This window comes from Methylobacterium brachiatum, from assembly GCF_900113845.1.
Classification (GTDB): domain Bacteria; phylum Pseudomonadota; class Alphaproteobacteria; order Rhizobiales; family Beijerinckiaceae; genus Methylobacterium; species Methylobacterium brachiatum.
Window position 1 is genome coordinate 164114 of the sequence record NZ_FOQW01000002.1, and the last position, 20158, is coordinate 184271.

The window sequence follows — 20158 nt, forward strand, 5'->3', positions numbered from 1 at the left end:
GAACGCCCGATAAGACCGCCGGATCGCCTCATGGCGCCCTGCATAGCCAGAGACAAGGCCAAGCTTAAACTAGGACACCTGTACTATGCGCCCCGGACCGGGAGGTTCGGATCGGACCACCGCCGCGCATCGTGCCGTACGGAGATCGGGCTCGCCGTCTGCAGGGGAGTCGTCCTGTTTACCCGCACAGACCGGCATTGGCGGCCTTGGCCGCCGCTGCGGATCGGGAGCTGACATCGAGCGCCCGCAGGAGCGCCGAGACGTGGATCCGGACCGTGAATGGGGAGATGTTGAGCTCCCGGGCGATCTCCTTGTTGGTGCGGCCCAGGGCGACGAGGCGCAGGACATCCTGCTGGCGCTGCGTCAGGCAAGGCAGGGTGCAACGGGGCGCCGCGAGAACCGGAGCGGGGTTTCGTTCGATGACGAAGGCTCCGTCGCGAATCGCCGCGATCGACGTCGCGATATCTGCCGCCGGCACCGACTTGCCGATGAATCCATCGGCGCCTGCGGCCATCACGGCCTCGATCGCGTCGTCGTCCTCGATCATCGAGACGATGATGATGGAGGCCTTCGGGAACTCCGTGCGCAGGGCCCCGATGGAATGCCGGGGATCCAGGCCGGGAAACAGCAGGTCGAGGAAGAAGACCTGGGGCGGCGGCCCGGCGCGCGACAGCGCCCGAACATCGTCCATCGTGGCCGCCTCGTGGATTGTCGCCTGCGGGTAGAGCCGTTCGGCGATATGCCTCAACCCCTCGCGGAACAGGGGATGATCATCGGCGACGACGATTCGTTCTCTCGCCCAGCCGGTCATCCAACTCCCGATCGTCACATACGCTTGGGTGCAGTCCCTGACGGGACAGTCCGACCTTTAATGCCAAGCTGGCGGCTCGGGCAGTCAAGGCCAAAACCCTAGTCCAAATGCACTAGTAGACCGGTTTTGGTCGCCTGCCTAGAAGCAGTTTCCCGCAGCGTTCATGCATTTGCGGGATAATTCGAAATCTCTGGCAACTGAAGCGCGCTATTCCGGCAATCGAAAGCATAATCTTCTCGAAGTATTTACGCTCAACAACGTTCAGGAACCGGACGGATGTCGAACATTGAGCATCAGGCTCAGGCGCAGAACAAGATTGCTGGCCAGAAGGCGCCCGCGTCCGCTGGGGCTCCGGCCAAGCCGCCGCTTTCGCCGAGTGTGATCGCCATCGCCGGAGGCATCGTAGCCGCTGGTGCGATCGCGGGGATCCTGCTGCTGGGAGGTGGCGAGAAGGTCGGCACGCCCGAGCGGCCTGCTCTGAGCCTGATCAAGAAGACCGATATCGATAAGGCTGCCGACACGCTGGCGCCCGAGGAGAAGGACAAGATCGTATCCGAGGCCAAGGCCTGCCAGGCGCCCCTCGCCAACATGCGCATCTCGAAAACCACCGCCGACGCCGGCGGCGTGGTCCGCATCCGGGCAGGAAACTACCTCTCGCCGGCTTTCAACGTGGCCGATGGGCCGATCAACGTCGCGGTGCCGTTCCCGGGCCCCTACGAGGCCGGCAAGGGCGAGGTCGTCATCGAAGGCGCGGCCAAGGACGTATTCGTCGAGTTCACGCCTGGCCTGAAGATCGACACGACCGCGGGCGTCCGGCGGGTTCCGGTCTTCTGGGACACCAGCAAGCCGTGCGGGGGCTGAGGGATGTCGAAGCAGGCCATCATCCCGTTCGTCATCTCCGGACTTGCCGTCGCCGTCCTGACGCCGCTGCTGCTGAGCACCGATTACGGCCCGGTCGCCTGGTGGAACGCCGCCGGAACGGAGATGAGATGGCGGGCTGCGATCGGGATCGCCGTCGGCCTGTTCGCTGCGCTCGGCCTCCTGGCGACCGCGACCGCCGCCCGCAAAGCCGAGGCCGCCCTCGGTCAGCCCGCCGGCGGGATCATGAGCCTGCCACGCCTGATCCTCGCGCCGCGCCGTGTCGTGGAGCCGCGCTCGCCCGAGGACGTCATCGCCACCCTCGAGGGCATGGTCGGGCTCGCGCCGGTCAAGCGCGAGGTGAATGCCCTGATCGCCCGGCTGGAAGTGGAGCAGCGCCGGCGTGCGGAAGGCCTCCCGGTTTCGGCGATCAGCCAGCACATGATTTTCACCGGGCCTCCCGGCGTCGGCAAGACCGAGGTCGCCCGGGCGATCGGCGAGATCTTTCGCGCCCTCGAAGTCCTGCGCCGGGGCCATCTCGTCGAGGTCGATCGGGCCGGGCTGGTGGCGGGCTATGTCGGGCAGACCGCGGCCAAGACCCTGGAGAAATGCCAGGAGGCGCTCGACGGCATCCTGTTCATCGACGAGGCCTACACGCTCGCCGGCGGGGGCGGCGGCAACGACTTCGGCAAGGAAGCGATCGACACCCTCCTCAAGTTCATGGAGGACCATCGCGACCGGATCATCGTGATCGTGGCCGGCTACACCAACGACATGCGCCGGTTCATCGACACGAATCCGGGGCTCGCCGGGCGCTTCACCAAGACGATCGAGTTCCCGCCCTACAGCCCGAAGGATCTGTGCGAGATCCTGAAACGGATGGCGGCCCGCCAGCACTTCGCCCTTCCCGACGGGTTCGAGGCGGCGCTGACGCCCTGGCTCGCGCAACGCGCCCGCGCGGAGGATTGGTCGAATGCCCGCGAGATGCGCACGCTCCTGGAAAAAGCCCGCGAGGCGCAGGCGGCCCGCGTCGCCGTTCAGGGCGGCGACCTGAGCCGCCTCGAGATCGTCGATCTGCTCCGCGCGACGGGTGAGGACGCCTGAGGACGAGGCCCCACCCGAACCGCGCAACGCTGCGCCCGCCCAGCATCAAGGCTCGTCAACCCCCATGGAACGCCTCGACAAGCATCCTGCGGCCGTCTTCCTGGTGATCGCCGGCGGCGCGACCGCCCTCCTTCTGGCCCTGCGGCCGGACCTGCTCGGCCCGCTCATGGCGACGCCCTCGGCGCTGCTGCGCAACGGCCTGATCCTCGGTGGTCTCGCGACCGGCCTGCTGGCGGCGAGCTACATCCCGGCCCGCATCGAGAACATGCGGCGGGCGCTGGACCAGGCCCGGGCGAGCCGGAAGATCCGGCCGATCCAGTTCGTGGATGACGGGGCGGCGGTGGAGAAGAAGGATCTTCTCGCCACGGCGCTCGCGACCCTGGACGGCATGGTCGGCCTGGCGCCGGTGAAGCTGGAGGTCAAGGGCGTCATCGCCCGGATGCAGGTCGAGCAGCAGCGCCGCGCCCAGAACCTCCCGGTGGCGGCGATGAGCCAGCACATGGTGTTCACCGGGCCACCGGGCGTCGGCAAGACCGAGGTGGCGCGCGTGCTCGGGAACGTCTTCAAGGCGTTGAAGGTGCTCCGTAAGGGACATCTGGTCGAGGTCGACCGCGCCGGCCTGGTGGCGGGCTATGCCGGCCAGACCGCGATCAAGACCCTGGAGCGCTGCAAGGAGGCGCTCGACGGGATCCTGTTCATCGACGAGGCCTACGCCCTGGCGCCCGGCGGCGGGGGCGGCAGCGACTTCGGCAAGGAGGCGATCGACACCCTCCTCAAGTTCATGGAGGACAACCGCGACCGGATCATCGTGATCGTCGCCGGCTACACCAACGACATGCGCCGGTTCATCGATACGAATCCCGGTCTGGCGAGTCGCTTCACCAAGACGATCGAGTTCCCGCCCTACAGCCCACCCGAACTCGCCGAGATCCTGAAGCGGATGGCCGGGAGCCAGGGCTTCGTCCTGCCGGACGGGTTCCAGAAGGAGCTGATCCCCTATGTCGGCGCGCGGTCCAAGGCCGAGGACTGGGCCAATGCCCGGGAGATGCGCACGGTGCTGGAAAAGGCCCGCCAGGCGCAGGCGATGCGCCTGGCGGCCAATCCAGGCGGCGACATCAACCGGCTCGAACTGTCCGACATCGCCGCGGCGCTGGGCCGTCAGGCGGCGGGCGCGGTGGACATGGACGAGGCCCGGAAGGTCATCGCGCGTCTGGACGCGATGATCGGGCTCGCGCCGGTCAAGCAGCAGGTCAAGACCGTGGTGGCGCGGGTCCTGGTGGATGCCAAGCGGCGCGCGGAGGGCATCGAGGTCGGCGCGGTCAGCCAGCACATGGTGTTCACCGGACCGCCCGGCGTCGGCAAGACCGAGGTCGCCCGCATCATGGGCGACATCTTCAAGGCCCTCGGTGTCCTCCGGAAAGGCCACGTGGTCGAGGTCGACCGCGCCGGCCTGGTGGCGGGCTATGTCGGCCAGACCGCGACCCGGACGCTGGAGCGCTGCAAGGAGGCGCTCGACGGCATCCTGTTCATCGACGAGGCCTACACCCTGGCCGCCGGCGGCGGGGGCGGAAGCGATTTCGGCAAGGAGGCGATCGACACCCTTCTCAAGTTCATGGAGGACAATCGCGACCGGATCATCGTGATCGTCGCCGGCTATACCGACGACATGGCCCGGTTCATCGATACGAATCCGGGGCTCGCCGGGCGCTTCACCAAGACGATCGAGTTCCCGGCCTACGATCCGTACGATTTGGTCGAGATCCTGCGCCTGATGGCGTCGCGGCAATCGTTCCGCCTGCCGCCGCGCTTCGAGACCCTGCTGATCCCGTGGATCGAGCAGCGCGCCCGGGCGCGCGACTGGTCGAACGCCCGCGAGATGCGGACGCTCCTGGAGAGGCTGCGCGAGGCCCAGGCCATCCGGCTGTCGAGCGATCCGCTGGGCGATCACGGGCAATTCGAATTGGTGGATGTCGAGCGCGCCCTGCAGGGCCGCGGCGGCGGCACCGTGTATCCGGCGACGGCGTCGTGATCCGGTCGAAACGATGAGCGTCGCGCGAGAGGATTGGCTCCGCGCGCACGGAGCCTTGTGGTACGGCGATGCCAGCTACCGGCTGGCGTGGTTCGTCCTGCCGCAGGCCGTTACCTGCGCGGTGGCGGGCCTGTGCCTGGCGCTCGCCGCGCATGGCGAATGGGGCCGGCCGGCGACCGCCTCGAAGGAGCGGCTCGCGGAACTCACGGCCCTGCGCGATCGGGCCGGAAAGAACGGCGACCGCAAGGCGTTCGAGGAACTGAGCGCGGCAGCCGCGCGCAACCAGATCGACGCGTCGACCAAGCTCGGGACGCTCTACGATCCCCTGACAGCCCCGTATTTTCCGAAGAAGCCGTCGCCGGACGACTTCTCCCGGGCCACCGCGCTCTACGGCCCGGGTGCCGCCGCCGGCGAACTCCTGGCGGTCACGCGTCTCGCCGACGTGCTCCTCGACCCGGCGAATCCCAACGGTGACATGAAGCGCGGCTGCCGCCTCGCCCAGACCTGGATCGACGATCCGGAGACGCTCAACCGCACGATCACCGGGGAGGAGCGCCTCACCGTCAAACTGGCCAAGTGCTACGTCCACCCCGAGAGCGGCTTGCCGCAGAACCCGGTCCGGGCGGGCGAATTGGTGACCGCGGTGCTGTGGCGCAAGCATCGGCCGACGATCGACGCCTTCATCAACAATCTCGGCGCGCAGGACCCGGCGCTCATAACCGGCATCCAGCGGCACCTGGCCGAGCAGGGGCGCTACATCGGGCTCGTCGATGGGCGTCCCAACCCGGCCCTGATCACGGCCCTGCAGGTCGAGGCGGGCATCAAGGATACGCTCGCCACCCCGAGGCCGGAACCGCGCCGGGTGACGCCGAGCGGACCGGCTCCCGAGGTGTTGGCGCTCGCCGGCGCGGCCCGCACCGATCGCCAGGCGTTGGCGCGCCTGAAGAGCCTGGCCGAGTCCGGGAATGCCGACGCGCTGATCTTCTATGCCGACCTGTTCAACCCGGTCAGCAACAAGGGCGAGGTCTTCGCGCCGGATGCGCAGGTCGCCGTCGCCTATTACGAGCGGGCCGCGGCAGCAGGCCAAGGCAGGGCCGCCTCCCAGGCCGCCGCGATCTACGACGAGGGCTGGGGCAACGTCGCGAAGGATCCCAAGAAGGCCGCAGCGCTCGCGATACAGGCCGTCGATCTCAAGGACTACCAGATGGAATTCTGGCTCCTGTTCGAGGAGGGCAGCAGCTGGAGCGGCGCCTTCTGGGGGGCGCTCCAGGCGGAATTGAAGGCCCGCGGCTTCTACACGCTCCCGGTCGAGAACAAGCGCAACCCCGCCGTCATCACGGCCGTGCGCGCATATCTGAAGGCGAGGTCATGAGCGGCACCGATCGAGTCAGAGCGCACGCGGCGCTCTGGTACGCGGATGCGCGTTACCGCCTCGCCTGGCTGGTCTTGCCTCAGGCCGCCATCGCCCTCGCGGCCGGCCTCGCCCTCGCGGTCCTGAAGCCGACCGGCGAATGGGGCAAGCCGGCCGACAGCAAGGAGGACGAGAAGCTCTACCACGAATTGCTGGATAAGGCCGGCAAGGATGGCGACAAGGCCGCCTTCGACAAGCTGAAGGCCGGGGCGGATGCCGGCAATATCTCGGCGCGCTCGTTCCTCGGGACGCTCTACAATCCGGAATGGGCCTCGCTCTACCCGAAGAGCCCGGTGAAGGCCGACGCGGCCAAGGCCCTGACCTACTACCAGCAGCCCGCCGACCTCGGTTATCCCGGCGCCCAGCGCGGCATGACCGAACTGCTGCTCAATCGCGGGCGCGGGCAGTACGACCTCAAGCGCGGGTGCCGCTACGGCCTCGCCTTCTACGGAAATCCGGCCGCGATCCGGGACAACCACTTCGATTCCTGGTCGACGCTGTTCTGGATCGCAGGCTGCTATATCGACTCGGACAGTGGCATGCCGCGCGACGCGCAGAAGGCCGCCGACATCTACATGGATACGGTGGCGGCCAAGCTGCCCCTGTCCGTCACGACCTTCACCGACGACCTCGGACGCCAGCCGCCCGATCTCGTGGCGGCGATCCAGCGCAATCTTGCGCGCCGCGGCTTCTATTCCGGTCCGGCCGACGGATCGGCGACGCCGCAGACGCTCGCGGCCGTGCGGGCGTTGGCCGGCAAGGCTGCCGGAACGGGCGGCGGAAACACCGGGAGGCCTGTGGGCAACACGCCGCCGGCACCGCCATCCGGGCCGAAGCCGACCGTCGAGGAACTCATCGCGCTCGCCAAGAGCGCGACCACCAACGCTGCCGACGAGGCGAAGCTCCGCGACCTGGCGGAAGGCGGCACGATGGTCGCGCAGTACCTCTACGCGCAGCTTCTGTCCCCGACCAACACGGTTCAGCGGATCACCGCCCCCGATGCCGCCCGGGCGATACAGTATTTCGAGCGGCTGGCGCGCGAGGCGTCCTTCGCCCCCGCCGCGACCTCGGCCGCCTTCCTGTACGATATCGGCGCCCCGAACCTGCCGCGCGATCCCGAGAAGGCGGCGGACATGACGATCCGCGCCCTCGAGCTGAAGGACGCGGACATCCTGAAGAACATCGAAGAGGACAAATGGGGCGCCGGCTTCTGGGCCGCCCTGCAACAGCGCCTCGCCCAGCGAAACCTCTACCAGGGCCGTATCCTCGACCAGCGCAACGACCGGACCGTCCAGGCGGCGCGCAGTCTCCTCGGCAAGCAATAGGCGGCGGGCATCATGGCTCTCGATCGTGTGACGGCTCGGATCCGGACGGCCCGGTATCGGCTCGCCCTGCTGCTCTGCGCCATCGCGGTCGGCCCTCTCCTGCCGGAGGCCGCGCAGGCCCAGATCCGTGTGCGCCAGGCCGATTGCTTCCTCGAGGCCGACGGCAAGACCTACATCGACGGTCCCTGCGAGTTCCTGACCGACCCCCGCAGCTACGGGAATGGCGGCTTCCGCCTCGCCAGCTACGAGAACGGCTATCTGCGCTACGGCGCGGTTGTCACGGTGACGGCTCCCGGCAGCGGCATGGCAAACTGGACCGAGAGGCCCGGATCAAAGCCCGACGATGGCCCCTCCGACATCGTCAGATCCCCCGGCGGCGCCTGCTGGACCGGATCGCGCGTGCGGGCCTGTGCCTGGAAGATCGGGGAAGGCCGTCCGGGCTTCACGGCCGCGGCCGCACCACCCGATCCCGGCACGGCCCGTACCGCCGATTGCCTGCTGGAAGTCGGGGGCGAAACCCGCATCGACGGGCCCTGCCAGTTCCGGCCGGATACCGGGCGCGACGGCGGGCGCGGGTTCGAGGTGCGCTCCTATGTCGGCGGCAAGCTGGACATGATCGCCCAACTCATCCGCGATCCTAAGGCACCGCTGGAGGCCACCGGTTTCTGGAACCGCCGTTCCGGCGCGCTCCGGGCAGCCGATCCCCTCGGCGGCCTATCTCCGAACGGCCCGTGCTGGGAGAACGGCGATGTCCGGCTCTGCGTCTGGCAGCCGGGCCAACCCCGCGGCGCCTGGAACCGGCGCGCCGGCGACCGGTCGGCCGAGGCACGATCGGCGCCTCCCCCGGCGCCGCCCCCGCCTGCGCCCCGCGACACCGCGGAGGCGAAGGATCCGCCGCCCGGCACGTTCCTGAAGCTGTCCTTCATGGGCCGCTGCGAGTCCCTGGTGATGGACGGGGAGGACCTCACCGCCATCTGCGTCCCGGCGGCACAGAACACCTCCGTCATCGGCAGCGCGAAGGCCGGGTTCATCTTCGGCACCACCGACGGCAAAGCCATGGCGTTCATGGCGTCAACGAAGGGCTTCGTCGAAGGCGGCACCCTGCACCAACCCATCGACGAGCTCGTCTACGCCGAGCGCGACCAATCGAAGATCAAGGTCAAGGGCACCTGCGAGATGCCCAATCCGATGGGCGGCCCCGTGGTCATCACGTGCAACGCCCAATCGGCGAACAGCACCTATGCGGTCCGGTTCCGCACCGACGGCAGCAAGCCGACCCTGGAGCAATCCGCACCGAAGTGAGCGTCCCGCCACGGACAGCGAGCACCCCGACCGCGTCACATCCGAGGAGCAAACCCATGGGACGAAGCATCCTGAGGACGGCCGTAGCTGCGGGCGTCTCGGTGGCGCGGTCCGGCCTCGCCGGTGTCCTCGCGCTCAGCCTGACGCTGCCGTCCTGGGCAGAGACCGTGAGCATGAACGCCCGCCCGGGCCAGCGGGCCTTCCTCCAGGGCTTCACCCATTATTTCCCGGATCAGGGCTGCCGCTCGCAGGCGGCCTCGATCGAGCTCGTCGCGCCACCGCGGGGCGGACGGATCGAGCAGCGGCGCGAGTTCAAGGTCCTCAGCGGCAAGCTCGATCAGACCGGCGGTTCGATCGACGTCGTGGACGGCTGCGAAGCCGTCAAGAAGGATTCGATGTCGATCTACTATACGGCGCGGCCCGATTTCTCCGGCCTCGACACGCTGTCCGTCGCCGTGACCTTCGGAGACGGTTCGACGGTCCCCTACACGTTCAGGATCAAGGTGGCGGACGTCGAGCGTCGCCAGGCTCCGGCGGTGACCCGAGCGCCGGCCCCGCGCGACGGCGACCCGGGTCGAGCAGCCCAGACGGCGCGCGAAGCCCCTGCGGAGCGAGCGGCCAGCACGGGCGACTTCCTCCGCGATACGGTTCGCCAGGCAACGCCCACGTCCAGACCCGCCGCGGCTGCCGCGCCTCCGAAGGCGGCCGCCCCGACCGAGACGGACGCCCCGATACCGCAGCCTCCTGCGCCGCGCGCAATGATGCCGCCCCCGAGCCCCCGGCCGCCGGCCATGCCCCAGCTCTGAAAAGCCCGGACCTGCGCCGGATGACGGGGTCACCACTCAAAGTCCGCGAAGATCGCCAGATCTTCGCCCAACCGCGATGTCCGGGCGGCACCGTAGATACCGCGCCATCGAATGGAGCCCGGAGATGTCTGCACGCATTCATGTGCCACCGTGCCAGAAGACCGGATGCGAAAGAATGTGGCCGGTCGTCTTCAAACGAGACGCGGCTTTTGCTGTCGTCCTGCCTGACCGGTCCTGCCTGTTCGCGATGCGGCTCGATCTTCAACGGCGAAAACCCATGACGACGATTCCATGGACGTCTCGACAGAGCGGACGGGTCGAGCGCCAGGGCAAGCAAACGACTCGGGAGGAGGTGACGATGCGATGGTTCGACCGTGGGTCCGGCGCCGCCGTGCTGGGTGCGGTCTTGGCCCTCAACCTCGCCGCCGCGGGGCGGGTCGCCGCGCAGGCCCAGCAATCGGTGCCGCGCGTCGAGTCCGCCGTGACGGATCTGCGCTTCGTCACTTTGAGCGATCTGCCGCGGGCCCCCGAGCGGCGGGCGGCGCGCGACGCGTGCAACGATGTTGCGGTGCCGGCGCGGTCCGAGGCGGCACGATCGGTCGCCGAGCGCGGCTGGTCGATCACGGGGGAGGCTGCGCTCGGCCGCTACCGGGCGGTCAGCTTCGCTGGCCACCTCGGCCGCGGTCCAAGCGGCACCTGCCTGATCGGTGACGGCAATGTCGGCGTGTTCGACGGGCAGCGTCTCGTCGCCCTAATCTACGGACGCGACGGGGCGCAGCGTATCGGCCGTATCGGCGCGCGCGACGACGGCACCGTCCGAATCTGGGACGGTGATGGACAGCGTCTGCCGGTCGGCGACCTGACGGTGCGTGCGGACGGAAGCCTCCTGCTGGCTTCGCTCCCGAGCGAAGACACCGTCTGTGGGGGACGCGGATCGGTTCCCGCCATCACCACCATGCCGATCGACAAGGCGCGGGCCGCCCTGATCGCCAAGGGCTGGACGCCAGTTCGCGGCGCACCGAGCCCGGATTCCCGAGAGCAGGACCTCGCCCGGCAAGGCATCATCGAGGTCGACAGCTGTTCCGGGACCGGACTGGCCTACTGCGCCTTCGCGTATACCGGCCCGGCGGGCAGGCTCTCGGTGACGACCATCGGCGACGCGGAGATGCCAGAAGTGTCTGCCTACGAGGTGACGTGCCGATGAGCCGATCATCCCGCGGCGGATTGCCGATCCTGGTGACGGCCATGCTCCTGTGCGGCCCCGCCGCAGCCGGGTCACCGGTCCAGCACTATAGCAACGACCGCTTCGGCTTCTCGGTCGATCTTCCGGCCGAACTGATCGCCGAAACACCACCCGATAACGGCGACGGACAGGCCTTCCACGCCCCCGACAACACGTTGCGCGTGACGGTCTCGGGCCTGAACAACGCGCTCGACCAGACTCTGCCGGACTTCATCGCGTCCGACCGCGCGCGCTGCCGGCACCAGCCGCCGGACTACCTCCTGGAGCGGCCGGACCGCATCGTCTTTTCCTGCATGACCGCGGACGGCATCCTCTATCAGAAGACCATCCGGTCGGGCCGCGGGACCGACACGGCTTTCGTCAGCCTGCGCATCCGCTACGCTGCCAGCGAAAAAGCCCGGTGGCAGGCGGCGGTTGTCACCGCGTCGAACACCTTCCGGATCCCGGCTTCAGCGCGGGAGCGATGAGGGCGCGACATTCTCAACGGTTGCGGGCGGCTGAATCGCGTCTGCGATAAGCGACCGACACGCGCCAGGTCCGAAATCCGGCGACATTTTCACCGCCCACCCGGTGACCCCTCCCGCAAATGATGCTTAGGCGGATCATCCCGAGCCGCCGGAGGTGCCGATGAAGCAGATTGAGGCCATCATTGCGTGGACGCCCGCGCGATGGGCCGAGCTGAAGCCCGAGACGGCGGGGCAGGTCGTCGTGGTGTCGGTGCCGGACGAAGCCGGCACCTCCAAACGCTACATGATGCGGGCGGGCGCCAGTTCCTCCGCGCTGGCCGCTTTGTCGGACGAGGCGCGGATCGCCCGGCTGTTCATCGATTTCCAGACGCTCGTGGTCCGCGACGGCCTCGATCCGCAGACGGTCCACCAAGCCTTCCTGGCGATCGACGAGTACCGGTTCCGAATCGCGCCGGACACCGAGGGCGCCGAATTCGAGGACCCGCCCGAGGAGGATTGAAGGCGCCGGTGAGATCGCGGTCGGACTGGGCCGCTGCGCGGTCTCGACGGCAGCCGACGGTTTCAGAGGTCTGCCGTCAGCGACAGTTTGAAGGTGCGCGGCATGCCAAGGATCAGTTTGCCGGCGCCGGTCGAGGCGTAATAATCGCGGGCGGCGATATTCTCGACATTGAAGCTCGCGATCAAAGGTGTGTCGTTGATCGTGAACCGATAGCGCATACCCAGGTCGAAGCGCGTCCAATCCGGGATCTTCTGGGTGTTCGCCTGGTCGTAATACTGCGCGGCCGTGTAGAGCACCCGACCCGCCAGCGAGGCGCCTGGAAGCAGATGGCGCGGCAGGTCAACCTCCGCGGTGAGGTTGAGTTGCACCGCCGGAACGCCGGGCGCGACCTTGCCGTCGAACGCACCGCCGGCGGTTTTAACCAGCCGGCCGTCGAGCAGTGTGATGCCGCCCAGGAGGCGCAGGCCATCGACCGGCGAGCCGAAGACGTTGAAATCGATACCGTGATTGTGCTGCTCACCGGTCAGCCCGTAGATCCGGGTGACCGGGTCCAGGAACGGTGACGGCAAGGCGATATCGTAGAAGGCGAGCGTCAGGCCGAGTTCGCCGAGATCGAACTTGGCGCCCGTCTCGAGTTGGGTGGACACGGTCGGCGGGAAGACCGCGCCGGCATTCCGGGCGTCGCTGGGCGCCGTCGGACCGAGGCTCAGACCTTCGGCATAGCTGGCGTAGAGCGACATCCACGGCACGGGTTTGACCACCAAGCCGGCGAGCGGCGTGACGGCACTCTTGGCGTAGGTGGACGCCAAAGCGGCCGTGACAGGATCGTAATTCCTGGTTTCGACGGATTGCCCGCGGACCCCGACGATCAGATCGATGACGTGCGGGACGACCGATACGGTGTCGACCGCCGCCAATCCCTTCAGCTCAGCCGGTTGTTGCGCGACGATTCTCGGAATGTGGGCGAAGTTCGGCGGCAGGCTCGCCAGGGGCCTGTAGAGGTTGGAGACCACGGACGGTCCGAGGCCGGACGCGTACGGATTGTCGTTGCTGTACGCCGTCCCCACGATGGCGACCGCATGGTGGACGGTGCCGGTCTCGAAGCTGCCGCGGATTCCAACCTCGGCCGTGAGCTGCGACTGTCGATCCGGGAAGAGGATCGTCCGCCCGTTCAAGTCCCCGCGGGCATTGGTGATCGTGAATGTGGGAAAGGTGAAGAACTCGCTCGTCCAGGAGCCGCCGCCGGCCGCGAAGAGCGTCCAGTCCGGCGCGACGTCGTATTCCGCCCGGGCCACGGCAAAGCCGGACTCGGAATCCGTGAAAGCCCAGCGCGGCTGCTGGTTGATCGTGAGGTCCGGTGCCCGCGGGACCGCTATGCCGGGCAGGATGCTGAAGGCTCCCGTCGGGCTGCGGTAGGCGAGGTTGTGATAGCCGGCATCCAGGCTGAAGCGGAACGCCTCGCCCCGGTAATCGAGCCCCAGCGTGGCGCCTCCGTTCCGGATCGCCTGCTGATCGATCGGGGTCTGGCCGTCGCTGTAGAACGCGTTGAGACGCACGCCCAGCGCATTGCCCTCGCCGAACCGGCGACCGACATCGACCTGGGTGCCACCGCTGGCGCGCGACATGTAGGTCGTCGTGACCCGCGTGACCGGGACGTCGCCCGCGCGTTTGGAGATCAGGTTCACGACACCGGCAACGCTGCCGTTCGGCGGAAATCCATACAGGAACGCCGCCGGGCCGTGTTGAACTTCGAACCGCTCGATGCCTTCGATGATCGGCTTACGCGCATCGCTGATGCCGTAGAGGCCGTCGAAGGCGAAATCGCGCGAGTTCAACACGACGCCGCGGACGAAGACGATGTCCTGGCTGCCGAACGGGGGTTGGGCTGTGCGGACCGCGGGGTCGTTGGCGAGCACATCGGCGACGGTGCGGGCACCCTGGTCGCGGGCCAGCTCGGCCGCGTAATTGTTCTGCGTGAACGGCGTCTCGAAGATGCTTCGGTTGCCGAGCAGGCCGACGCGGCCTTGCGCAGCCACCTGCCCGCCCGCGTAGAGCGGCGACGGCTGACCGATCGTGCCGGAGGTTGGCGGCCGGCCGATGCCCGTCTGCGTCACGCTGAGTTCGTCCAGCGTCACCGCGTCTGCAGGCTCCTGCGCGACAGCCGGCGTGGCAACGGTCGCCCCGACAAGTATCGCGCACGCCGACGCCATCGAAACGAGATATCCGTGTCGCGATCCAGGTTCCGCAACCATCATGATTCTTGATACTTCGTAATTTTGAGTAAAACGCGCGGAACCGTCGAAATAATTGATCGAACATGCTCGCGGCATGGCGGCGATATCGCGATCGATACGGAATGAGTCAAGAATTTTATTCGTATTATTGAGTTAGAAAATTTCTAATTATCTGATGATTATAAGTTAATCTAGGCAAAATGTGTATTATAACCGATCAAAAACATAAGCCTACTATCGTAAACACGATCCCGATGACATGAATTGCGGTGTGCCGGTATTCACGGAAGCCGCGCCCTATTTCCCGTGGCTCGGATCGCGCAGCGCACATGTCATCTTCGGATCTCGCAGAGGCTTCACGACCTCCTCGCAGCCGACGCTCGCGCAAGGGTGAGAATAACGAATACACTTCTCCCGAGAACCGCCCTATCTTCCGGTTGTGTCCTGACACCGCCGGAGGCCGGCCATGCCTGTATCCCGTCGTGCCGTCATCGCGGCCGCCGCCCTCGCGCCCCTCGGGGGGCGCCTGACCTGGGCCGCGGAGCCGCTGATCCGGCGGCCGATCCCGTCCAGCGGCGAGATGCTGCCGGCGATGGGGATCGGGACGTCCCGGCGCTACGAGGTCGAGCCCAATGCCGAGGCGGTGGCGCCCCTCAAAGCCGCGGTGCAGAGCTTCGTGTCGCTCGGCGGCTCGGTGATCGACACCGCGCCGAGCTACGGCACGGCCGAGGACGTGCTCGGCCTGATCCTCGCAGAGCCCGGCCTGCGCCAGAAGATCTTTCTGGCCAGCAAGGTCGACACTCAGGGCCGCGACGCGACGCTCGCCGAGTTCGAGCGATCCCTGAGGCGCATGAGGGTCGAGAGCCTCGATCTCGTGGCGGTCCACAACCTGATCGACGTGAACGAGAACCTGGCGGTCCTGCGCGACCTCAAGCGGGACAAGCGGATCCGCTATGTCGGCGTCACCGTCTGGCGGGACGGCCAGCTTGACGCGCTCGAAGCCGTGATGAAGCGCGAACCCCTCGACTTCATCCAGGTGAACTACGCCATCGACAACCGGGCCGCGGCCGAGCGCGTGCTGCCGCTCGCCGCCGAGAAGGGCGTCGCCGTGATGACCAACGTGCCCTTCGGCCGCGACCGCCTGTTCAAGGCGGTGCAGGGCAAGGAGCTGCCGCCGGTGGCGAAGGATCTCGGCTGCACCAGCTGGCCGCAGGTCTTCCTGAAATACGTGCTCGGCCATCCGGCCGTGACCTGCCCGATCCCCGGCATGGCCAAGGTCGCCTATGTCGAGGACAACCTCGCCGCCGCCCGGGGCCCGCTTCCCGACCCGGCCCAGCGCAAGCAGTTGGAGAGCTTCATCGATGCGGTCTGATCGCACCACGCGGCGCGCTGCGCTCGCCCTCGCCGCGGGCTTCTCCTTGGCGGCCGCCCTTCCGGCGCTGGCCCAAGACAGTCCCAAGAAGATCCGAATCGGGGTGATCGGGGCCGGCAATATCGGCGGCACGATCGGCACCCTCTGGGTCAAGGACGGCCACGAGGTGATGTTCGCCTCGCGCCATCCGGACACCCTGGCGCCGCTGATCGCCGAGCTTGGGCCGAAGGCCAAGGCCGGGACGCCCGACGAGGCGATCAAGTTCGGCGACGCGGTGTTCGTGGCGGTTCCGTACAAGGCCTATCCGGACCTCTCCAAGGACTTCGCCTCCGCGCTCGCTGGCAAGGTCGTGCTCGACGCCGGCAACGCAACGCAGAAGCGCGACGGCGCGCTCTACGACGAGGTCCAGGCGAACGGGATCGGGGCGACCTCGGCCAAGTATCTTCCGGGCGCCAAGCTGGTCCGGGCGTTCAACGCCGCCAACTACAAAGTGTTCGCCAAAGCCGGCGCCGATGGCGGCAAGGACCGGCCCGGCGGCCGGATGGCGATCCCGATCGCGGGCGACGATCCGGCCGCGCTGAAGGTGGCCGAGGGCCTCGTCCGCGATGCCGGTTTCGACCCGGTCGTGGTCGGTTCGTTGAAGGACGCCGACAAGTTCGCCATGGGCTCCCCGGGCTTCGGCCACGAGGCGACCGCGCCGGAACTGCGCGAGAAGCTCGGGTTGGGGAAGTAAGGGGCGCGTGGCCGAGGCTTCGACTCCCCGCGGCCCACTGGCGCGCCTGATCGACATCCGGCCCGGCGAGGGCCAGGCGCTCGCCTGGTCCTGGGCCTACATCTTCTCGATCCTGGCCGCCTATTACGTGCTGCGCCCGATCCGCGACCAGATGGGCGTGGCCGGGGGCATCGAGAACCTGCCCTGGCTGTTCACCGCCACGCTGATCGGCATGCTCGCCCTCAACCTGCCCTTCGCCTACCTGGTGAAGCGCATGCCGCGGGCGCGGTTCGTGCCGATCACCTACCGGTTCTTCGCGGCCAACATCGTCGCCTTCGCGCTGACCCTGTACCTGGCGCCTCCCGATTGGGGCATCTGGATCGGGCGGGTATTCTTCGTCTGGCTGTCGATCTTCAACCTGTTCGTGGTCTCGATCTTCTGGGCCACCATCGTCGACGTGTTCTCGAACGACCAGAGCAAGCGCCTGTTCGGCTTCATCGCGGCCGGCGCGACCCTCGGCGCCATCGCGGGCTCGGCCACCACGGCGATCCTCGCCAAGAACGTGCCGACCTGGGGGCTGATGCTCTGCGCGGTGGTGCTCCTCGAAGTCGCGGTGTTCTGCATGCGCGGGCTCGCCGCCCTGTCGGCGCGGCTCCACGCGGTGCCGGGCAGCGCCGACATGGCCCATGACGGCCAGGACCGCACCATCGGCGGCAGCGTGCTGGCCGGCGTCACCCGCACCCTGGCGTCGCCCTACCTGCTCAACATCTCCCTGTTCCTGCTGCTGTTTTCCGTCACCTCGACCTTCCTGTATTTCGAGCAGGCCGGCATCGCCAAGAACAGCTTCCCGGACCGGGGCGCCCAGACCGCGTTCTTCGCCAGCGTCGACCTCGCGGTGAACGTGCTGACTTTGGGCGTGCAGCTGTTCCTGACCGGACGGATCGTGAAGCGCCTCGGCGTCGGGGTCACGCTGGCGCTGCTGCCGGCCTTCAGCGTGCTGGGCTTCGCGGCCTTGGCCGTCTCGCCGACCATCGGGGTGATCGTGGCGTTCCAGGTCCTGCGCCGGGCCGGCAATTTCGCCATCGCCCGTCCGATCCGGGAGGTGCTGTTCACCGTGGTCCCCCGGGAGGACCGCTACAAGGCCAAGAGCTTCATCGACACGGTGGTCTACCGCCTCGGCGATCAGGTCGGGGCGTGGTCCTTCACCGGCATCCAGGGGCTCGGCTTCGGCAGCACCGGCATCGCCGGTGTGGCGGTGCCGCTCTCCGTGGCCTGGCTGCTCAACAGCCTCTGGCTCGGCCGTGCCCAGGATCGGCGGCGGGCGGCTCTGGACGTCGATGGCACCGAGCCCGCGCCGGTGCCGGTCGCGACGCCGCGCCCCGCGATCTAGCGGGTCTCATTGCGGCCCGTTCAGGCGTCGGGGCGGGTGTCGACGGCCCGCCGGATGCGCCATACATCGCCAGGATGTTAAGCGGCGGTTTACCATGAGGCGCGAGGTCTCCGGATCGGCTCAGCAGGGGGCGGGGACGGCATGACGTGTGCGGCGCAGCCGGTTGCAGGCCCGAGACTCCGTGCCCTGGCGCTGCTGGCGCTGCTGGCGGCCGCCCCGGTCCCGGCCGTCGCGGAGGAGCCGCTGTTCATCCGCATCCGTCCATCCCCCGAGGGCGAGCGCGCCGCCCGGGAAGCCCTCTGGGCGCGCCGTCAGGCCCATGCCCGCGCGGTGATCGAATCCGTGTGCACCGGCTGCCTCGGGGCCTGGAAACCAGAGCCGGCGCCGCCGCCGGCTGCGACGCCGGGTCCCGTGCAGGCCAGGATTGCGGACCTGACGGCACCCGCAGGGCTTGAAACCGACACCGGCTCCGGGGCATCCGGGCCAGCTTCCGATCCATCGCTTCCCGAGAGCCAACCATGACGCAAGCGCACCCGACCAGCGGCGCCGAGCCCGAAGTCGATTGCCCCGTGAGCCTCGAGGTTCTGGGCGAGGTCTACCGGGCCGACGAGTTCGACCTGCCGATGATCCTGGAGCAGATCCCGCCGCTCAAGCGCGCCCAGCTGGCCGCCTACCTCTACGGCAAGAGCCACATGCACAAGCTCGGCCTCAAGGTCGCCCGGTCCTGCGACCGGGAGGACCTGATCCGGGTCGCCGGCGAGATCGGCTCGGTGATCCACGGCCAGGCCCATCTGAAGCCCGCCAAGCCGGCGCCGGCCGCCGCCCCGGAGCTGCGCGCCAAGACCCTGCCGGGTCAGAAGAAGGTCAGCCTCGCGGGCGCTCCGGCCAAGCCCGCGATCAGCCTCGGCGGCTCGGCCAAGGTCCGCAACTTCGACTGACTCTACCCGCGTCTGGCGCGGGCCTTGCGCGGCGATCCCCAGCCTGAGACGGGCGCATGCGTTGCGTGCGCCCCGACCTTCGGATAATCGCCCGCGATGAACACCGACCACGACAAGATCCTGATCGTCGATTTCGGCTCTCAGGTGACCCAGCTCATCGCCCGACGGGTGCGGGAGGAGGGGGTCTATTGCGAGATCGTGCCCTTCACCAAGGCCGAGGCCGCGTTCCGCGAGCAGAAGCCGAAGGGCGTGATCCTGTCCGGCGGCCCCGAATCGGTGACCGTCGAGGCGAGCCCCCGGGCACCGCAGCTTGTGTTCGAATCGGGCGTGCCGGTCTTCGGCATCTGCTACGGCCAGCAGACCATGGCGGCCCAGCTCGGCGGCGCGGTCGAGGGCGGGCACCATGCTGAGTTCGGCCGGGCCGAGGTCGAGATCCTGGCCGATTGCCCGCTGTTCAACGGCGTCTGGCACAAGGGCGAGACCTACCCGGTCTGGATGAGCCATGGCGACCGCGTCACGAAGCTGCCGGACGGCTTCACCACCGTGGCGATCTCGAAGAACGCGCCCTTCGCGGCCGTGGCCGACGCGGCGCGCAACTACTACGCGGTGCAGTTCCACCCCGAGGTCGCCCACACCCCGCACGGCGCCCTGCTGATCCGCAACTTCGTGCGCGACATCGCCGGCTGCTCCGGCGACTGGACCATGGGCGCCTATCGCGAAGAGGCGATCGCCAAGATCCGCGAGCAGGTCGGCTCCGAGAAGGTGATCTGTGGCCTCTCGGGCGGCGTCGATTCGGCCGTGGCGGCCGTGCTGATCCACGAGGCGATCGGCGACCAGCTCACCTGCGTGTTCGTCGATCACGGGCTGCTGCGCCTCGGCGAGGCCGAGCAGGTCGTGGCCCTGTTCCGCGACCACTACAACATCCCGCTGGTCCATGTGGAGGCGAGCGGCATGTTCCTCTCGGCGCTGGACGGCGTCAGCGACCCGGAGGTCAAGCGCAAGACCATCGGCCGCCTGTTCATCGACGTGTTCGAGGCCGAATCCAAGAAGATCGGCGGGGCGGCCTTCCTGGCGCAGGGCACCCTCTACCCGGACGTGATCGAGAGCGTGTCGTTCACCGGCGGCCCGTCGGTGACGATCAAGAGCCACCACAATGTCGGCGGCCTGCCCGAGCGCATGAACATGAAGCTCGTGGAGCCGCTGCGCGAGCTGTTCAAGGACGAGGTCCGGGTGCTGGGCCGTGAGCTCGGCCTGCCGGACGCCTTCGTCGGCCGCCACCCGTTCCCGGGCCCGGGCCTAGCGATCCGCTGCCCCGGCACGATCACGCCCGAGAAGCTCGAAGCTCTGCGCAAGGCGGATGCGATCTATCTCGACGAGATCCGCCAGGCCGGCCTCTACGACACGATCTGGCAGGCCTTCGCGGTGATCCTGCCGGTCAAGACGGTGGGCGTGATGGGCGACGGCCGTACCTACGACCACGTCTGTGCGCTGCGCGCCGTCACCTCGGTGGACGGCATGACCGCCGATTTCTACCCGTTCGACATGGCCTTCCTGGGTCGCGTCGCGACCCGGATCATCAACGAGGTGAAGGGCATCAACCGGGTGACCTACGACATCACCTCGAAGCCGCCCGGCACGATCGAGTGGGAGTGACGGG

General features: G+C 68.2%; 17 protein-coding genes. 15 read left to right on the forward strand and 2 right to left on the reverse strand.

Going from position 1 to position 20158, the window contains the following annotated elements:
* Positions 1-178 precede the first annotated feature (178 nt).
* Positions 179-811 (reverse strand): LuxR C-terminal-related transcriptional regulator, encoded by a 633-nt coding sequence (locus BMZ47_RS00710; protein WP_007565674.1) that lies wholly within the window; start codon positions 809-811, stop codon positions 179-181.
* A gap of 276 nt (positions 812-1087) precedes the next feature.
* On the opposite strand from BMZ47_RS00710, the gene BMZ47_RS00715 reads away from it, so the two are divergent.
* From BMZ47_RS00715 to BMZ47_RS00760, 10 genes are all read left to right on the forward strand, one after another.
* Positions 1088-1672 carry a hypothetical protein gene (locus BMZ47_RS00715; RefSeq protein WP_091857595.1) on the forward strand — a complete coding sequence of 195 codons (585 nt, stop codon included), beginning with the start codon at positions 1088-1090 and terminating at the stop codon, positions 1670-1672.
* A 3-nt stretch (positions 1673-1675) separates the two neighbouring features.
* On the forward strand, positions 1676-2773 hold the full coding sequence (locus BMZ47_RS00720; RefSeq protein WP_091857597.1) for an AAA family ATPase: 1098 nt from the start codon (positions 1676-1678) through the stop codon (positions 2771-2773).
* 64 nt (positions 2774-2837) lie between these two features.
* Positions 2838-4802 carry an AAA family ATPase gene (locus tag BMZ47_RS00725; RefSeq protein WP_091857599.1) on the forward strand — a complete coding sequence of 655 codons (1965 nt, stop codon included), beginning with the start codon at positions 2838-2840 and terminating at the stop codon, positions 4800-4802.
* A 13-nt stretch (positions 4803-4815) separates the two neighbouring features.
* On the forward strand, positions 4816-6174 hold the full coding sequence (locus BMZ47_RS00730) for a hypothetical protein (protein WP_091857601.1): 1359 nt from the start codon (positions 4816-4818) through the stop codon (positions 6172-6174).
* The gene (locus BMZ47_RS00735; RefSeq protein ID WP_091857602.1) at positions 6171-7538 is read left to right on the forward strand and encodes a peptidoglycan-binding domain-containing protein; all 1368 of its coding nucleotides are present in this window, start codon (positions 6171-6173) and stop codon (positions 7536-7538) included. The genes BMZ47_RS00730 and BMZ47_RS00735 overlap by 4 nt, the downstream gene beginning before the upstream one ends.
* A 12-nt stretch (positions 7539-7550) precedes the next feature.
* Complete coding sequence (locus BMZ47_RS00740; protein WP_091857603.1) at positions 7551-8840, forward strand: hypothetical protein; 1290 nt, start codon at positions 7551-7553, stop codon at positions 8838-8840.
* Between the two features lie 56 nt (positions 8841-8896).
* A complete protein-coding gene (locus tag BMZ47_RS00745) occupies positions 8897-9646 on the forward strand; it encodes a hypothetical protein (protein WP_091857604.1) in 750 nt (249 codons plus the stop codon).
* Between the two features lie 175 nt (positions 9647-9821).
* Complete coding sequence (locus BMZ47_RS00750; RefSeq protein WP_244536706.1) at positions 9822-10850, forward strand: hypothetical protein; 1029 nt, start codon at positions 9822-9824, stop codon at positions 10848-10850.
* A gap of 20 nt (positions 10851-10870) precedes the next feature.
* Positions 10871-11356, forward strand: coding sequence for a hypothetical protein (locus tag BMZ47_RS00755; RefSeq protein WP_091857608.1), 486 nt, complete (start codon positions 10871-10873; stop codon positions 11354-11356).
* A gap of 160 nt (positions 11357-11516) precedes the next feature.
* Positions 11517-11855, forward strand: coding sequence for a hypothetical protein (locus BMZ47_RS00760; protein WP_091857609.1), 339 nt, complete (start codon positions 11517-11519; stop codon positions 11853-11855).
* 62 nt (positions 11856-11917) lie between these two features.
* On the opposite strand, the gene BMZ47_RS00765 is transcribed toward BMZ47_RS00760, so the two are convergent.
* Positions 11918-13990 carry a TonB-dependent receptor gene (locus BMZ47_RS00765; RefSeq protein ID WP_244536707.1) on the reverse strand — a complete coding sequence of 691 codons (2073 nt, stop codon included), beginning with the start codon at positions 13988-13990 and terminating at the stop codon, positions 11918-11920.
* A 565-nt stretch (positions 13991-14555) separates the two neighbouring features.
* On the opposite strand from BMZ47_RS00765, the gene BMZ47_RS00770 reads away from it, so the two are divergent.
* The 5 genes from BMZ47_RS00770 (at position 14556) to guaA (ending at position 20154) form a co-directional block, all read left to right on the forward strand.
* Positions 14556-15461 carry an aldo/keto reductase gene (locus tag BMZ47_RS00770; RefSeq protein ID WP_091857612.1) on the forward strand — a complete coding sequence of 302 codons (906 nt, stop codon included), beginning with the start codon at positions 14556-14558 and terminating at the stop codon, positions 15459-15461.
* Positions 15451-16194, forward strand: coding sequence for an NADPH-dependent F420 reductase (locus tag BMZ47_RS00775; RefSeq protein WP_091857613.1), 744 nt, complete (start codon positions 15451-15453; stop codon positions 16192-16194). Before BMZ47_RS00770 ends, BMZ47_RS00775 begins: the two co-directional genes overlap by 11 nt.
* A 7-nt stretch (positions 16195-16201) precedes the next feature.
* The gene (locus tag BMZ47_RS00780; protein ID WP_091857615.1) at positions 16202-17563 is read left to right on the forward strand and encodes an NTP/NDP exchange transporter; all 1362 of its coding nucleotides are present in this window, start codon (positions 16202-16204) and stop codon (positions 17561-17563) included.
* Positions 17564-18081: 518 nt separating this feature from the next.
* Positions 18082-18501: a hypothetical protein gene (locus tag BMZ47_RS00790; RefSeq protein ID WP_007564278.1), complete on the forward strand. Its 420-nt coding sequence runs from the start codon at positions 18082-18084 to the stop codon at positions 18499-18501.
* 96 nt (positions 18502-18597) lie between these two features.
* Positions 18598-20154, forward strand: a complete 1557-nt coding sequence (gene guaA, locus BMZ47_RS00795) for a glutamine-hydrolyzing GMP synthase (protein WP_007564280.1) — start codon at positions 18598-18600, stop codon at positions 20152-20154.
* Positions 20155-20158 lie beyond the last annotated feature (4 nt).

Excerpts from the sequence above, each read along its gene's own strand:
- guaA (WP_007564280.1), top strand. The coding sequence starts at position 18,598 with ATGAACACCGACCACGACAAGATCCTGATCGTCGATTTCGGCTCTCAG.
- BMZ47_RS00710 (WP_007565674.1), bottom strand. The coding sequence starts at position 811 with ATGACCGGCTGGGCGAGAGAACGAATCGTCGTCGCCGATGATCATCCC.
- BMZ47_RS00740 (WP_091857603.1), top strand. The coding sequence starts at position 7,551 with ATGGCTCTCGATCGTGTGACGGCTCGGATCCGGACGGCCCGGTATCGG.
- BMZ47_RS00775 (WP_091857613.1), top strand. The coding sequence starts at position 15,451 with ATGCGGTCTGATCGCACCACGCGGCGCGCTGCGCTCGCCCTCGCCGCG.
- BMZ47_RS00720 (WP_091857597.1), top strand. The coding sequence starts at position 1,676 with ATGTCGAAGCAGGCCATCATCCCGTTCGTCATCTCCGGACTTGCCGTC.
- BMZ47_RS00770 (WP_091857612.1), top strand. The coding sequence starts at position 14,556 with ATGCCTGTATCCCGTCGTGCCGTCATCGCGGCCGCCGCCCTCGCGCCC.
- BMZ47_RS00715 (WP_091857595.1), top strand. The coding sequence starts at position 1,088 with ATGTCGAACATTGAGCATCAGGCTCAGGCGCAGAACAAGATTGCTGGC.
- BMZ47_RS00725 (WP_091857599.1), top strand. The coding sequence starts at position 2,838 with ATGGAACGCCTCGACAAGCATCCTGCGGCCGTCTTCCTGGTGATCGCC.
- BMZ47_RS00735 (WP_091857602.1), top strand. The coding sequence starts at position 6,171 with ATGAGCGGCACCGATCGAGTCAGAGCGCACGCGGCGCTCTGGTACGCG.
- BMZ47_RS00730 (WP_091857601.1), top strand. The coding sequence starts at position 4,816 with ATGAGCGTCGCGCGAGAGGATTGGCTCCGCGCGCACGGAGCCTTGTGG.
- BMZ47_RS00750 (WP_244536706.1), top strand. The coding sequence starts at position 9,822 with ATGTGGCCGGTCGTCTTCAAACGAGACGCGGCTTTTGCTGTCGTCCTG.
- BMZ47_RS00760 (WP_091857609.1), top strand. The coding sequence starts at position 11,517 with ATGAAGCAGATTGAGGCCATCATTGCGTGGACGCCCGCGCGATGGGCC.
- BMZ47_RS00745 (WP_091857604.1), top strand. The coding sequence starts at position 8,897 with ATGGGACGAAGCATCCTGAGGACGGCCGTAGCTGCGGGCGTCTCGGTG.
- BMZ47_RS00790 (WP_007564278.1), top strand. The coding sequence starts at position 18,082 with ATGACGCAAGCGCACCCGACCAGCGGCGCCGAGCCCGAAGTCGATTGC.